The sequence below is a fragment of the Sulfurovum sp. XGS-02 genome (assembly GCF_023213175.1).
Classification (GTDB): Bacteria; Campylobacterota; Campylobacteria; order Campylobacterales; family Sulfurovaceae; genus Sulfurovum.
Genome location: NZ_CP093312.1, coordinates 55,220 through 68,964, shown reverse-complemented (window position 1 = coordinate 68,964; position 13,745 = coordinate 55,220). Strand labels below are relative to the sequence as shown.

The 13,745-nt window shown below is 40.8% G+C and carries 17 protein-coding genes; 6 read left to right on the top strand and 11 right to left on the bottom strand.

The window, feature by feature from the left end:
• Positions 1 to 4 precede the first annotated feature (4 nt).
• Together ccoG and MN086_RS00345 are read right to left on the bottom strand one after the other, a co-directional pair.
• Positions 5 to 1,450: a cytochrome c oxidase accessory protein CcoG gene (gene ccoG, locus MN086_RS00350; RefSeq protein ID WP_248576085.1), complete on the bottom strand. Its 1,446-nt coding sequence runs from the start codon at positions 1,448 to 1,450 to the stop codon at positions 5 to 7.
• Positions 1,451 to 2,125 (bottom strand): recombinase family protein, encoded by a 675-nt coding sequence (locus tag MN086_RS00345; protein ID WP_248576084.1) that lies wholly within the window; start codon positions 2,123 to 2,125, stop codon positions 1,451 to 1,453. It lies immediately after the preceding gene.
• A 166-nt stretch (positions 2,126 to 2,291) separates the two neighbouring features.
• On the opposite strand from MN086_RS00345, the gene moaC reads away from it, so the two are divergent.
• Positions 2,292 to 2,765, top strand: a complete 474-nt coding sequence (gene moaC / locus MN086_RS00340; protein ID WP_248576083.1) for a cyclic pyranopterin monophosphate synthase MoaC — start codon at positions 2,292 to 2,294, stop codon at positions 2,763 to 2,765.
• A 17-nt stretch (positions 2,766 to 2,782) separates the two neighbouring features.
• On the top strand, positions 2,783 to 3,052 hold the full coding sequence (locus MN086_RS00335) for a YbeD family protein (protein ID WP_248576082.1): 270 nt from the start codon (positions 2,783 to 2,785) through the stop codon (positions 3,050 to 3,052).
• 6 nt (positions 3,053 to 3,058) lie between these two features.
• On the opposite strand, the gene MN086_RS00330 is transcribed toward MN086_RS00335, so the two are convergent.
• Positions 3,059 to 3,877: a paraquat-inducible protein A gene (locus MN086_RS00330; protein ID WP_248576081.1), complete on the bottom strand. Its 819-nt coding sequence runs from the start codon at positions 3,875 to 3,877 to the stop codon at positions 3,059 to 3,061.
• Between the two features lie 26 nt (positions 3,878 to 3,903).
• Between MN086_RS00330 and MN086_RS00325 the strand changes: the two genes are divergently transcribed.
• On the top strand, positions 3,904 to 4,680 hold the full coding sequence (locus tag MN086_RS00325) for an inositol monophosphatase family protein (RefSeq protein WP_248576080.1): 777 nt from the start codon (positions 3,904 to 3,906) through the stop codon (positions 4,678 to 4,680).
• A gap of 18 nt (positions 4,681 to 4,698) precedes the next feature.
• Here the strand turns inward: MN086_RS00325 and lspA are convergent, their stop codons facing one another.
• Together lspA and glmM are read right to left on the bottom strand one after the other, a co-directional pair.
• Positions 4,699 to 5,148, bottom strand: coding sequence for a signal peptidase II (lspA, locus tag MN086_RS00320; protein ID WP_248576079.1), 450 nt, complete (start codon positions 5,146 to 5,148; stop codon positions 4,699 to 4,701).
• Positions 5,148 to 6,485, bottom strand: coding sequence for a phosphoglucosamine mutase (gene glmM / locus MN086_RS00315; RefSeq protein WP_248576078.1), 1,338 nt, complete (start codon positions 6,483 to 6,485; stop codon positions 5,148 to 5,150). The genes lspA and glmM overlap by 1 nt, the downstream gene beginning before the upstream one ends.
• Before the next feature lie 222 nt (positions 6,486 to 6,707).
• Here glmM and rpsT point away from each other — a divergent pair, with 222 nt between their 5' ends.
• The 3 genes from rpsT to MN086_RS00300 are packed head-to-tail and all read left to right on the top strand — an operon-like array spanning position 6,708 to position 8,561.
• A complete protein-coding gene (gene rpsT / locus MN086_RS00310; protein ID WP_248576077.1) occupies positions 6,708 to 6,977 on the top strand; it encodes a 30S ribosomal protein S20 in 270 nt (89 codons plus the stop codon).
• A gap of 51 nt (positions 6,978 to 7,028) precedes the next feature.
• Positions 7,029 to 8,096 carry a peptide chain release factor 1 gene (gene prfA, locus MN086_RS00305; protein ID WP_248576076.1) on the top strand — a complete coding sequence of 356 codons (1,068 nt, stop codon included), beginning with the start codon at positions 7,029 to 7,031 and terminating at the stop codon, positions 8,094 to 8,096.
• Between the two features lie 3 nt (positions 8,097 to 8,099).
• Positions 8,100 to 8,561 (top strand): hypothetical protein, encoded by a 462-nt coding sequence (locus tag MN086_RS00300; protein WP_248576075.1) that lies wholly within the window; start codon positions 8,100 to 8,102, stop codon positions 8,559 to 8,561.
• A 352-nt stretch (positions 8,562 to 8,913) separates the two neighbouring features.
• On the opposite strand, the gene soxZ is transcribed toward MN086_RS00300, so the two are convergent.
• From soxZ to MN086_RS00270, 6 genes are all read right to left on the bottom strand, one after another.
• Positions 8,914 to 9,231, bottom strand: a complete 318-nt coding sequence (gene soxZ / locus MN086_RS00295; protein WP_248576074.1) for a thiosulfate oxidation carrier complex protein SoxZ — start codon at positions 9,229 to 9,231, stop codon at positions 8,914 to 8,916.
• Positions 9,232 to 9,306: 75 nt separating this feature from the next.
• Entirely contained in the window at positions 9,307 to 9,753 is a 447-nt protein-coding gene (locus MN086_RS00290) for a thiosulfate oxidation carrier protein SoxY (RefSeq protein WP_248576073.1), read from the bottom strand.
• A 101-nt stretch (positions 9,754 to 9,854) separates the two neighbouring features.
• On the bottom strand, positions 9,855 to 11,132 hold the full coding sequence (locus MN086_RS00285) for a c-type cytochrome (protein WP_248576072.1): 1,278 nt from the start codon (positions 11,130 to 11,132) through the stop codon (positions 9,855 to 9,857).
• The gene (gene soxC / locus MN086_RS00280) at positions 11,113 to 12,462 is read right to left on the bottom strand and encodes a sulfite dehydrogenase (protein WP_248576071.1); all 1,350 of its coding nucleotides are present in this window, start codon (positions 12,460 to 12,462) and stop codon (positions 11,113 to 11,115) included. The genes MN086_RS00285 and soxC overlap by 20 nt, the downstream gene beginning before the upstream one ends.
• A gap of 269 nt (positions 12,463 to 12,731) precedes the next feature.
• The gene (locus MN086_RS00275; protein ID WP_248576070.1) at positions 12,732 to 13,199 is read right to left on the bottom strand and encodes a thiosulfate oxidation carrier protein SoxY; all 468 of its coding nucleotides are present in this window, start codon (positions 13,197 to 13,199) and stop codon (positions 12,732 to 12,734) included.
• Entirely contained in the window at positions 13,196 to 13,633 is a 438-nt protein-coding gene (locus MN086_RS00270; RefSeq protein ID WP_248576069.1) for a hypothetical protein, read from the bottom strand. Before MN086_RS00270 ends, MN086_RS00275 begins: the two co-directional genes overlap by 4 nt.
• Positions 13,634 to 13,745 lie beyond the last annotated feature (112 nt).

Here is a 13,745-nt window from a genome sequence, read left to right as displayed (position 1 = left end):
TCTCCTATTTTTTCACTAAGTCTGCACGCGGGTAGAAAAAGACCTGCTCTCTTTCTACCATGATCTTCTCCTTGTCGTCTGTAGCATAGGCTCTTATCACTATAGGTACAGGGACATCTTTTCTTGTATTGTTTACCAGTTGCTCTTTTGTTTCCAGGACCACCACTTTTTTCTTTTTCTGCCCTGCCCCAAGGTCAAATGGCTCCGAAGGTCTCCTGATAGTGATCTTATCATTTCCTACGATCTCAAAGTAATAGGTATGATCTTTGCTGTCTGTATTGGCAAACATGAAAATATAGTCATTCTGTACGACGCCGTTGTCCAGTACTTTATAGAGTCTTTGGCTCTTATTGATGTTTAAAAGCATATGCTCTTTTTTGCTTCCCATCACGAACAGTGTCACAAGTACGATCATAAGCACAGCAAAATATGCGATCACCTTACCTCTAAAGTAGTTCGTCTTACCTTCATGACGAAGGGTCTCTTTTTCACTCGACCACTGCACCAGACTCGGTCTACCCAATGCACCCATCACTGAAGTACAGGCATCCACACACTCCAGACAGTTGATACACTCAAGCTGCAATCCTTTACGGATATCGATATGTGTCGGACAGACAGTGACACAACTTTCACAGGTGGTACACTCTGCACTAGGTTCCACACTTAAAAGATCTTTTTGTTTCGTAAATTTCTTTTCTCTCTCATATCCATGCCCCTCATAGATCTCACCGCCTCTAATAGGATCATAAACTGCCATGATCGTATCATCATCATACAGTACGGACTGCACACGGCTATAAGGACAGACATAGACACAGAAGTCCTCTTTGATGAATACCACGTCAAGTATGATAAAGATTGCCGTACTTACCAACACTCCTACCAATACCATATGTTCGGTAGGGTTGCTCAAATACCTAAAGAAATCTTCAGGAGGCACAAAGTACCATAAAAAATTGGCAGAAGCTACAAAGGCCAAGACAGACCAGAGCAAGATAGCGATGACACTTTTGATTTTGTTCTCCATTTTGCTCATATCCGGTTCTTTTTGCTTGTTTTTGATCTTTTTTCTCAACCCTAAAAGTTTTGTCTCTATCCCATCTCTATAGATCACCCTAAAAATAGTCTGAGGACAGGCCCAACCACACCATGCTCTACCTCCTACTGCTGTGACGGCAAAGATACCCAGGAAAAGGAGCATAAGCAAAAACGGCATCAAGTAGAGCTCTTGCATATCAAAAGCAATACCAGCCAAATGCAGTTTTTTCTGATCAAAACTCAATAAAAAGAGATGATTTCCATTGATCGTGATCCATGGCATCACCATGGCAATGAGGGTCGCGGCTGCATAGAACCAATATCTTTTGATACGGTACGGTACCCATCCTTTTAAGTACTCTTTTGCTTGATTTTTCTTTGGTTTTTCTGTTGTTATTGTAGATTCCATTTATGACACCTTTTGTTTTTTTGCTTCTCTATCTTTTTCAAACGGACAAATCAGCACGATATTGTCCATATCTCTGGCACCTTCTGATGGATTCATCTCCATCCATGCACCTTCCACCAGCTCTCTGATCCCTCGTGACTCAATATAGTCTTTCAGTGAACTACGGCTTACATCCAACTCTCTAGCTATCGCACTGACATTCATTCCCTCTCTCAAAAATGAGATGATCTCTCTTTGATAAATATCAAACTTGGAGCTTGACTTGCTTCCTTTTGGACGTCCTATCTGGTTTGTCTTCTCTTTTTCTTCTTGTCTTAATTCATTGAGCAGAGGAAAGATCTCAATCATATCGGTCTCTTTATTCATCAGCATATTTGAGTCTACGATCCAAAGATCAACACTATGACTTAGCATACAATTAATCACCTTTATCAGTTCTTCTACTTTATCACTCAATATGATCAGAGAAGAGACAATAATGGTGTTGCCCTCTTGCATAGATCGTAAAAATGCTTCAAAATCTTCTCTTGCATCCAAAAGAAGATTCTTGGTTGCATATTCGACCACCTCTTTGTCAATATCAAGTTCATTCCTTAAAGAAAATGATAGAATATCACTCTGCTGTGTGGTCAAATGTGGGAAACCTGGTACTTGCCTCATATACGCATAAACCATATCATTCCTTTATAATTTTAATTATCTTATCTTATCTGATGATAAAAGTCAAGTAATTTAAGAGTATTTTCGTCATTTTTACTCTTTTAACCGTCATTTTTTCTTTGCTTACGTCTATTTATGTTAAAATATGTCTATCAGTATTAAAAAAGTATGAGGATAAAAAGTGAATCTTACACATCTAGATGAACAGAACAAACCAAAAATGGTCGATGTCTCAGACAAAGACAACACAACACGTATAGCCACGGCCAGCGGTATCATAGAAGTAGGACAAGCTGCTTTTGATGCTGTACTGGAAAATACAGCAAAAAAAGGGCCTGTTCTTCAAACTGCGGTGATTGCTGCCATTCAAGGGACCAAACAAACCTCAACCCTCATCCCTATGTGTCATCCGCTCATGCTGACCTCTGTAAAGACGGATATTGAAGAGCTTCCGGACCTCCCGGGATTTAAACTCACCGTCACAGCAAAACTTAACGGACAGACAGGGGTAGAGATGGAAGCGCTTACCGGAGTCAGTGTAGGACTGCTCACGATCTACGATATGCTCAAAGCAATAGACAAAGGGATGGTCATAAGAAATGTGCAATTAGAAAATAAATCCGGTGGCAAGAGCGGTGATTTTAATCGCGCATAAGTTTAAAAGGAGAAGCAATGATTTTAGACGACAAAACACCCCAGAAACCGAAGATAGAATATCCGACCCAATGGGGATTTAAGCTCATAGGCAGAGACAAAGAGGCACTCTTAAAATGTATCAAAGAAGCCATGGGAGACAAAGAACACCTTTGCTCTTTAGGAAACTCTTCGCGGACAGGAAAATTTCATACCTATAACGCCAGCTGCATTGTAGAGACAGAAGAAGAGAGAAATCGTATCTTTAAATACTGTCAGGATCATGACGATGTGGATATGGTGATCTAATCCGCCTTATTCCTTCAGTTTACCTAACATGCGATCGGCACTCAAACTCACCAACATAGAGACGATCACATAGGCCAAAAAGAAATAAAGCCCTACCTGTACCTCTGCATGACTGACATCAGAACCGTTGCTTGTGAGATACACCAGCAACGTAGCCACCACAAAGACATCCAGCATTGACCATTTCCCAACCCATTTGAAAAACGTTACGATACCGTGGGCGAATCTACTCTCCATCACCACCGCCACAAACATTAAAGAGAGCGTTTTGAAGAGCGGTATGAGTATGGAAAAAAGCAGGATCACCAAGGCTACCGCCATCTCACCATTCTCCCATAACTTCACCACGGATCCCAAGAGACTTTTGGACTCAAATGAGAGTACGACATCTCCGATATACTCAAACTCTTTATGTATCGTCACTGTCAGCAGAGGGGCAAAAAGACCAAAAGTCAACACGACTAACGCCACCAAAGCACCAAAAAATGTAAACAGTCTCAAATCTACCAAAAAAGCACTGCACAAGATCACAAGTAGCACCCCCATCACATAGAGAGTATAACGCTTCGCCTCTGATTGATGCTCCTTTTGAGAAATCATGGTCTCTTCACGTAAAAGCCGCTTATCATTCTCGTAGTATCCCAAGCTGAACTTCTCCGCCCAATTTTTTGCCTGGTACTCAGCCTGTGTTGAGATATCTTTATCCATGACAAGTGTTTGCGTACGCTGTTCATACTGTTTTGCCTGCGAATAGGCTTGCAGTCCAAAATACCCCATGATGATCACCAATAAGGACAATAACAGCATCATTATCTTTTTCTTCATAGAGAGATTATACTATAATCACTGCTATGAATATAGATAGATTAAAACAGATAGCATTGGAAGCAGGAAAAATTGTCAGAGAGGGCTACGCCTCCCACAAAGAGGTCTCCCATAAAGGGGTCGTTGATCTTGTGACCGAGTTTGATATCAAAACCGAAGCCTTCATCATCGATCAGCTCAAAAAAGTATTCCCTGACCATACCCTTGTGGGAGAGGAAAGCCACCATGGAAGTTATCACTACGACAAGGCCATCTACATTGACCCCATCGATGGTACGACTAATTTTGTTCACGGTATCCCCCATCTTGCGGTCTCACTTGGCATCTGGGAACAGGGAAAGCCTACCATGGCTGTCGTCTATAACCCTATTTTAGAAGAACTCTTCTGGGCTGTAGATGGAGAGGGTGCGTATTGTAACGGGCAAAAACTTGAGGTTAGTTCACAAAGCAAGCTTCAAAATGCACTGATCGCCACAGGGTTCCCTTATGCCAAGGTCAATGCCGGCGTTGAGTATGAGTGGGTGATCAAATGTATGACCAACCTGCTGCCGTATATCCAGGATATCCGAAGGTTGGGTGCAGCCGCAGTAGATCTGTGCTATCTTGCCCAGGGGAAGGTGGAGGCCTTCTATGAGATCGATCTTAAACCCTGGGATGTGGCTGCAGGGATCCTGATCGTGCAAGAAGCAGGTGGCAAGATCAGCAATGTAGACAACAAGACATTTGATTTTGACGATAAAAGTATTGTCGCAAGCAATGGCAAAGTACATCAACAGCTGATGCAGTATTTAGAGAAGATCTAAATACTTAGCAGCCCCGTTTTATTGACTTTCTGATTTTTGAGGAAAGAAGTAGATCATTACCAAGAGCCATACAACAGCAAGATCTATAGCAACATCTGCGAAGTTAAATACCGCAAAGTCAAAACCGCAATGCCAGGCAACATAATCCACTACACCCCCATGCACAAAACGATCATATACATTACCCATTGCGCCGCCTATCAGTAACCCTACTGGAAATGCATAACGCTTGATATACCCTTCTTTAAAGACAAAGAACAGGATAGCCACTATAAGGAGTGCCTGTATCCATTTAAGATAAGGTCCCAGAAATGAGAGCATGGAAAAAGCCACACCTTTATTATAGTGCAGTTCAAGGTCTATACATTGTCCCGGACGATAATACCCCTCAATAAAGAGAGATTTGATATTCTGGTCTATGATAAAGGTCCCCAAAAGGACCAGAAAAAAGACAGCAAAGGCTCTCATTAAGCTAAAGCCTTTTTAAAGAACTCTACACACTCTTCCATGATCTCTTCAACTTTTTTTTCATCTTTTCCCTCAAGCAAAAGGCGGATTTTATTTTCTGTCCCGGAGTAACGGAAAAGATGACGTATACCTAGCCCTTCAATCTTGTCTTTGAGGACATCTAACCCTTCGATCGTATCAAAATCTCTTTTTTCCTGGACCGCAAGGTTTACCAAGATTTGAGGATATGACGCATACGGGTTAAATGCTTCACTTGCCTTTTTCCCCGTCTCTACCAAGTATGCCAAAGCCTGCAGTGCACTGGAGATACCATCTCCCGTCTTTGCATAATCCGAGAAAATAATATGCCCACTCTGTTCTCCACCAAAGTTCATACCATATTTCTGCATCATCTCCACAACATTTTTATCTCCAACTGCAGAACGGTGCAGGGTAAGCCCCTGTGAAGTAAGATACTCATCAAGTCCCTGATTGCTCATCACCGTAGCAACCATCCCCTCACCTTTGAGTGATCCTTGGTTTTTAAGATGTACAGCAAGCACACCCATCAACTTATCTCCATCAACGACATCACCCTTCTCGTCGACTATCACCAATCGATCTGCATCACCATCCAAGGCGATCCCGACATCTGCACGATACTCCAGTACTGCTTTTGCCAAATACTCCGGATGCATGGCACCGCATCCTTCATTGATGTTAAATCCGTTAGGCTTATCACCCAACACCACAACCTCTGCACCAAGTTCCTGTAGGATCGTAGGTCCAACAATATATCCCGCCCCGTTCGCACAGTCGATCACTACACGTTTACCGGACAACGTTGCTGTTTTTGAAAAGGAGTTTTTGATATGTACAATGTAACGACCGACCACATCATCTATTCTCTTTGATTTCCCTATCTCTTTTCCTGTCACTTGAGCCGCTTCTATCTGTGCATCATCTTCATAGATCGCTTCTATCTCCTTCTCTTTTTCACGGTTTAATTTGTTTCCGTCCAAGTCAAAGAACTTAATACCATTGTCATAATAGGGGTTATGGCTTGCAGAGATCATGATCCCCGCATCACAGCGCATATTTGATGTTAAAAATGCAATAGCAGGTGTCGGCATAGGTCCTATCTGTATCACATCAAATCCTACAGCGGTAAGCCCGGAGACCATAGCATTCTCTATCATATATCCACTACGTCTGGTATCTTTCCCTACTAATATTTTGTTGGTTCTGCTAAATCGTTTAAAATAGATGCCTGTAGCCATAGCCAAACGCATTGCATTTACTGCACTGACTTTTTTCCCTGCTTTCCCACGTACACCATCTGTTCCAAAAAGTTCCAATTTTCTTCCTTAATAGGGTTTGCACTATCCCCATGATTCTATAGGCTTCATTTTAACGCAAATTTGATTAACATTCCTCTATAGTCGCCCCCTAGTTATCCATGCAATTCCTTGGGTATACCTTTGCATTAATAAATCTTTAATCTTTATTTAGATATTATTCGCGAACTATTTTCACTCTAATTCATTGAGTAATAACAACATACCTATAAAGGAAACAACATGGCACACCATAAGTCAGCAAAAAAACGTATTTTGCAAACTGCTGTAAGAACTGAGAGAAACAGATATTACAGAACGAGAATCAAAAACATCACAAAAGCCGTACATGAAGCAGTAGCAGCAGCAGATAAAGCAGCAGCAGCAACAGCATTCGCAACAGCGAACAAACAAATCCACTCACTGGTAAGCAAAGGTTTCATCAAAAAAACAACTGCTGCTAGAAAAGTAAGCCGTCTTCATAAAATGGTAAATGCTATCGAAGCTGCATAAGCAGTCTCGATACACCCTCACTAAAATCACAATCTAACACAAAGAACGCCTATGTTCAAAGAAAAACTTCAACCTTTCATCGACAGATATAATGAAATCAGTGAACTCTTAAGTTCTCCGGATATTGCCAGTGATATTAAGCGTATGACAGAACTCAGCAAAGAGCAATCTGATCTTGGTCCATTAGTGGAAAAAGCAAATATTTACGTTGAAACTGCTGATGCTATAAGCGAAAATAAAGAGCTTTTAGGGGATCCGGAGCTTGGTGACCTTGCAAAAGAAGAGCTAAGTGAGTTAGAGCCGATGCTACCTGCCTTGGAAGAAGAGATCAAGGTTCTCATGATCCCCAAAGACAAAAATGATGATAAAAACATTTTCCTTGAACTTCGTGCAGGTGCAGGAGGGGACGAAAGTGCACTTTTTGTCGCTGATGTCTTTAGAATGTACTCACGCTATGCAGAACAGATGGGATGGAAAATAGAGATCGTCAGCACCAATGAAGGTACATCAGGGGGATACAAAGAGCTTATCGCCCAAATCAAAGGGGACAGTGTCTATTCCAAGCTCAAATACGAGGCAGGTACCCACCGTGTACAACGTGTACCAGATACTGAAACACAGGGACGTGTGCATACTTCTGCTATTACTGTGGCGATCATACCTGAAGTGGATGACGTTGAGATAGACATCAAACCAAATGAAATTAAAATGGATGTATACCGTTCAAGCGGTTGTGGAGGTCAATCGGTAAATACGACTGATTCTGCCGTACGTTTGACACATATCCCTACAGGAATCGTTGTCGCAATTCAAGATGAGAAATCTCAGCACAAGAACAGAGACAAGGCGATGAAGGTACTGAAGGCCAGAGTCTATGAAGCAGAGCTTCAGAAACAGCTTGATGAGACATCAAGCCAAAGAAAACTTCAGGTAGGGTCAGGGGACCGTTCAGAAAAGATCAGAACATACAACTACCCGCAGAACAGGCTTACCGATCACCGTATCGGATTGACTCTTTATGCTTTGGATGATGTAATGAACAACGGAAATTTAAAATTGGTCATTGATCCGCTGATCGCCCATGCACAGACGGAAGCCATCCAGGAAGCAGGTCTTTGATCCATGCCGGAATTTGAACCACTCAAAAGCGAGAATGATCTAAAAGAGGTTATCAAAGCAGCTTTTGATGCTGATCTCGCAGTTTCCGGTGCCTGGGGCTACACACAAGCACTTCCCACAGTCATTGAAGCCTCAGATATTCCAGTCAAACAACTAGAGCATATGCTCGCATCTATGCGTGCCTATATAGAGATGAACATGACCCTTCCCAAAGAGGAACGTTACGGGAGTATCAACCTCAATGAAATAGACAGGAAAGAGATACATGTTGATGACCTGGTCTATGACAAGGTAACCTATGAGATCACTGCCATGAAAGAGGAGACCTATGCTGCATTTATCAATGAATATAAAGAGGGCTTGGGCACAGAAGGGTTTGATATTACAGAACACTTTAATCAAAGAAAAAAAGCTACAATAACAAGAAATGAAGACTACTGGTTCGAAGTACATCAAACACTTTGACCCTACTCTTCATTTTCAAACCCAACATACCTTTTAAAATCTTTACTCCATCACTCTTGTAACATATAGTGTAAAACAGAGAGGATCTATCATCTCTCTATTCTATCACCCTGCATATATAAAAAACCACAGCCATTGAAAGCAAAAAGATGTTTCCATTTTTTTATCAGAAGAGAAAAATGATCCGTATCGTTATTTTGGATAGTACATAATCATAGAGAGGAATAGGGAAGTGTGTCAGCGAAGCCTGATGGAGACACTTCACTTTGTAATAAAATTAATCCATACACTCTATCTAAAGTCCATGGATTAACTCTTTACACTATCTGACCGAAAACGGTCAGAAGAGGTATTATTTAATACCTTTAATTTTTTTGTCTTCAGTAACAGTTTTACCGCTAAGGTCTGTCCAAGTGATCTCAATCTTGTCACCTTTTTTCAAACCTGCATCTCTGAAGGCAAATTTGAACTGTGGATTTTTAGACCAGAATTGGCTTGTAGATACATCAAATACTACTTTACCGTTTACATTTGCACTAATGTGAGTGATGAAGTTTGCTTCAACACCTTTTTTCTTTGCTTGATCATAAGTAAGCATGTCATGTTTTGCCATTACTTTTACTTCTACAACATCGCCTTTAAGCTTTGCTTTAATTTTCATATTAGCCATAATATTCCTTTATTTTCTATTTCTGTTTATACTTAATTAGATTTTACTATCTAACCCAACGGCTTGAAGAGAGGATTAACCTTCACATCCACCAAGAGCAACTTCTAGTGTTACTTTACCTACATAGAACTTACCATCAGTACCTTCTACGATTGCAGTGATCGTACCAGATTTTTTCATTTTAATCTTAGTCATGAAATCAACGATTCCACCCTCTTGTACATCCCATACACATACAGCTGCCTCTGGGTTAACATCTTGGAAAAGAGATACAGTTTTAGCAGCGATATCAGACTCTACAGTTACAGGGATCGCTCCACCGTTACTTGCTACTTTTGGCGCTTTAACTTTTACACCTTTTTCTTCTGTTTTGATATCACCGTAAAGTGCTTTAACAGCGTCTGCTACAGTGTGAGCAGTCCATGTATCAGGCTTTTCAGCTCTGAAATCAATTGCAGATAAACTTGCTGGCAATACAGCTGCTGCAACCATACTTAAACTCATAAATTTTCTTCTATCCATTTTATTTCCTTTTGTATAAAAAATTTAGATAAAAGGTTGGATGACCCAACCTGATATTTTATTTTACTATTCTATTGTGAAATAATTGTGATAACTCACAATTATTTACTTGCTCCGATCATATAATCTACGACTTCTTTTACTTTATCATCTGAAAGATCCATAGCACCACCTTTTGGAGGCATACCGCCTTTTCCGTTGATCGCATTATGATACACTTGGTCTAGCCCTTTCTCAAGCGCTGCTGCCCATGCTGCTTTATCACCCACTGCAGGTGCACCCATTGCATCTGTAGCATGACATACCGCACAACTTGCTTCATAGGTATCTTTACCAGGAGCTGCTGCTTCAGTTTCTGTTGGCTCAGGCAATGTTTTTTCTGAACTCAATGGCGGGTTAAAGTCTGTAAGTTCAAACCCGATTCTCTGTACTTCAGGCTCACCTTCAAAACAGTCTTTCATACATCTTACACCGTTACCGTAGTTCAATGGGTTATTGAAGTACTCACGTGCATTGTCTTGACCTTTTGGTCCATTGATCTTAGGCTCAAAACCATCAACGTTAGGCATAACGATCTTTAAGAACTTCTCTCTGTCTAGTTCATACTCATCATCTACTAGCTCACCCTCAATTTTCATCTCGTTGATATAAAGGATGTATGCAGATAGTGCATAGACTTGATCTGTTGTTAAAGACATAGGTGCTTGGTGAGGCATACCTGTTTTGATGTACCACCATAATGTACTCGCATATGGCCAGTACGGACCGAATGCACGCTGTGGACCTTCAGAATCCGGATTAACTCTTTGATTCTTCATTGTTTTCTGCAATGCATATGCATTACCCAAAGTAAGTTTTGGGTAAAGCCCAGAACCTGCACCAAAGTCACCGTGACAAGATGCACATTTTTCTTCATACAGTTCATCACCCTCTTCTACAGTACCTGAACCTTCAGGAAGACCTGTACCGTCAGGCATAACATCGATATCCCAAGCTTTCTGCTCATTTTCAGTTGCTCTTTTACCTTTGTTGAATGGTGTTGTATGTGCTGCTTCATTAACATAGTACGCACCTGATTTACCATTCACGATCGGATATGTTACCCCACCGTCAACTACGAGTTTGCCATTGTGCTCATATGTTTTCTTAACACTGTCAGAGACTAAAGCGTTTGCTGGACCTACAGCATCTATTTCTCTTTTAGTGAAACCTTCTGTATTCATTGTAGTATTTACTGGTGCTGCACTTTTTGTTTCAGCTGCAGGCTTTGCTTCAGCTGTATCTTTTGTACCGTTAGATGCATTACAAGCTGTTCCTAAAAATACTACTGATGCAAGCAGTGTACTTGCAACAATTTTTTTATGATAAGATTTGTACATTTGTAACCTCTCCTTTTGCATCAATTTCCCATGTGTGGATACCGTTTCTATGGTAAACACCTTCGATTCCTACAGCCGCTCTTTCGTTTCTTACTGTTGGCTGGATGTGTCCTGCATCATCCGAAGCACGTGAACTAAGAAGCATTGGCTCACCTGTATACTCATGCATGATAGAGAATCTAGTCCAAGCTTTTTCAAGTACGAGTCCTTTGAGTGATGCTTCTACCCAGTTCTTACCGCCATCAAATGATACATCAACAGTTGAGATCGTACCCATACCAGACCATGCAAGTCCTTCTATCTCTACCATATCACCTTTTTTAAGGTCTGTCCATGGTTTCTCAGGACATGGTGAAGTAATTACAGAGTTTACCTCGTTTGCATAGAAGTGCTGTATCGCTTTACCTGTATGTTTCAATGCTGTATATTTAGAAGTCTCTTCTTTTGCATAGAATGGTTCAGATGCAAACTCAAGTCTACATAACCATTTTACACATAGGTTTGCTTCCCAACCTGGAACAACGATTCTGATCGGGTAACCTTGTTCTGGACGCAATGCTTCACCATTTTGTCCCCAAACGATCATAGCATCATCAAGTACTTTATCTACAGGGATAGTTCTACCCATATGAGAGTTGTCTATACCTTCTGCAAGCATCCATTGAGCCTCTGGCTTAAGACCAAGATCTTTAAGAATATCTTTGATGTACACACCAGTCCACTCAGCACAAGACATAAATCCTTTTGCAAATTGGATCGAGTTAAATTGAGGACCTCTCCACTCTGGCCCACCGTTCGCTGGACACTCAAGGAAGTGTACTCTACTTACATTCGGATATCTTTTCAATTGATCCATCGTTAAAACGATCGGCTTCTCAACCAGACCGTGAATCATAAGTCTATGCTGGTTTGGATCAATTGTTGGTGTACCACCGTGATGTCTGTTAAAGAAAAGACCGTTCGGTGTGATAATACCGTTCAAATCCTGGATAGGTGTTACCGCAATTGATGCTCTGTAGTTACCAGAAGATAAAATTGGTGTTGTTCTTCTTGTTACGTTATGCTCGTAAGGAGAAGGCTGTCCATATAGGTTTACAGTTACGTCATCACCAAACTTAAGACTCCATGGTTTCTCTTCCATGATGTTTGGATCATCCTCAGGGTTTGCTTTAATATGCTCACTCGCATCTATTGTGACGGGTGCGACAACACTAGCTGCAGCTAATGCGCCCATAGAATAAGTTGCTGTTTTCTTAAAAAAGTTTCTTCTTGATGTTTGCTCTGACACTTCAGAAACAACTTCAAACTCTTCTTTAGTTATCTTATTCATTTGTCCTCCTTGATTAATTTTAAAATGACTAAGGATGTATCCCCTTAATTTCGTCATATGCCATAGATTATATTCAAATAAAATAAAAGTTAGGGATTAAAATGATTAATCTGTCCTTAGAACCTCTATAATTATCTTCCCTCTGTAACGAAAATTCACCACAAACATAAAAAAACTATATAATTATCATAAATATTATATATACAGTCTGACAAACCGATACGAAAGTGCTTCCTAAGGGATCACTGATACCGTATCATGCTGTCTTGTTACTCCCCAGAGCCCATACAGCTTAAGTGAAGTATCTCGATATACTCCCGTGCATAATAGAGTTTTCCATCCATCCCTTCAATTACGGCAAATACGGTTCCCTTAAACTCCATTCTTATATTAAGCTCATACTCGACCATACCCTCTCCATTAATATCAAAGACGGCGACCAAACTCTTAGGATTGGCATCTTGGAAAATGGCAAGCGTTTTTGCTTTGAGACTTGAACGTATAGTGATAGGGATCTCTTCCGGATCTCTTACGATACCTCTAGGGACTATCAGTTCGATAGCTGTACTTTTCTGGATCGTTGAAAACTTTTCTCTTCCATACAGTGCCAGTGCCGCATCATTGATCGAAGAGGCTTTCCACGCCAGAGGGTTACGCTTCCTATAATCTACAGCGAGCAACTCTGCAGTATAGGGGAAAACAGAAAAACCTAAAAGTAAAAAATGACGTCGTTTCATACTTTTCCCAGTACTCTCCGTATCGCTTTGGCACGTGTCTCTACATCACCCACACATTTCTCGTTCGCTTCTAATGCTTTGTTCAATCCATCTTCTTCTTTGCCGTATTTCATGATAAAATAGATAGATTCAGCCAGCGCATTTTCCAAAGGTGTTGTCTCATCAGGCGGTATCGGATTAAAATACTTATTGTCCCACAACACTCCCATACTTAAAAGTGCCAAGGCATCTTTATCCTCTTCTTGTGACAGATGTGACTGCGGATGTATCGCCTCTTGGTACTTAGCCATAGCTTGGGATACTTTAGCCGTTATTAGGCCCCCTATCGTCACTGCTGCCAACTCTATGGCATCCCTGTAGAGCATACCATTCTCTATATTCTCTTCAACCATGGTATAGAACTGTTCTATACTCTCTTCACTGCTTCTGTTCACTAAGAATCCTATCTATCAATTATTGATTAAAGATAATATAAAAGAGCTTTAAGTTTTCTGACACTATCACCCTCTATAAAATCTTTATGGTACAATTCTAAAAAAATAAAGA

Excerpts from the sequence above, each read along its gene's own strand:
- MN086_RS00345 (WP_248576084.1), bottom strand. The coding sequence starts at position 2,125 with ATGGTTTATGCGTATATGAGGCAAGTACCAGGTTTCCCACATTTGACC.
- lspA (WP_248576079.1), bottom strand. The coding sequence starts at position 5,148 with ATGAGAGCCTTTGCTGTCTTTTTTCTGGTCCTTTTGGGGACCTTTATC.
- MN086_RS00325 (WP_248576080.1), top strand. The coding sequence starts at position 3,904 with ATGAATATAGATAGATTAAAACAGATAGCATTGGAAGCAGGAAAAATT.
- MN086_RS00290 (WP_248576073.1), bottom strand. The coding sequence starts at position 9,753 with ATGGATAGAAGAAAATTTATGAGTTTAAGTATGGTTGCAGCAGCTGTA.
- MN086_RS00335 (WP_248576082.1), top strand. The coding sequence starts at position 2,783 with ATGATTTTAGACGACAAAACACCCCAGAAACCGAAGATAGAATATCCG.
- MN086_RS00285 (WP_248576072.1), bottom strand. The coding sequence starts at position 11,132 with ATGTACAAATCTTATCATAAAAAAATTGTTGCAAGTACACTGCTTGCA.
- soxC (WP_248576071.1), bottom strand. The coding sequence starts at position 12,462 with ATGAATAAGATAACTAAAGAAGAGTTTGAAGTTGTTTCTGAAGTGTCA.
- MN086_RS00300 (WP_248576075.1), top strand. The coding sequence starts at position 8,100 with ATGCCGGAATTTGAACCACTCAAAAGCGAGAATGATCTAAAAGAGGTT.
- ccoG (WP_248576085.1), bottom strand. The coding sequence starts at position 1,450 with ATGGAATCTACAATAACAACAGAAAAACCAAAGAAAAATCAAGCAAAA.
- rpsT (WP_248576077.1), top strand. The coding sequence starts at position 6,708 with ATGGCACACCATAAGTCAGCAAAAAAACGTATTTTGCAAACTGCTGTA.
- MN086_RS00275 (WP_248576070.1), bottom strand. The coding sequence starts at position 13,199 with ATGAAACGACGTCATTTTTTACTTTTAGGTTTTTCTGTTTTCCCCTAT.
- prfA (WP_248576076.1), top strand. The coding sequence starts at position 7,029 with ATGTTCAAAGAAAAACTTCAACCTTTCATCGACAGATATAATGAAATC.
- MN086_RS00330 (WP_248576081.1), bottom strand. The coding sequence starts at position 3,877 with ATGAAGAAAAAGATAATGATGCTGTTATTGTCCTTATTGGTGATCATC.
- soxZ (WP_248576074.1), bottom strand. The coding sequence starts at position 9,231 with ATGGCTAATATGAAAATTAAAGCAAAGCTTAAAGGCGATGTTGTAGAA.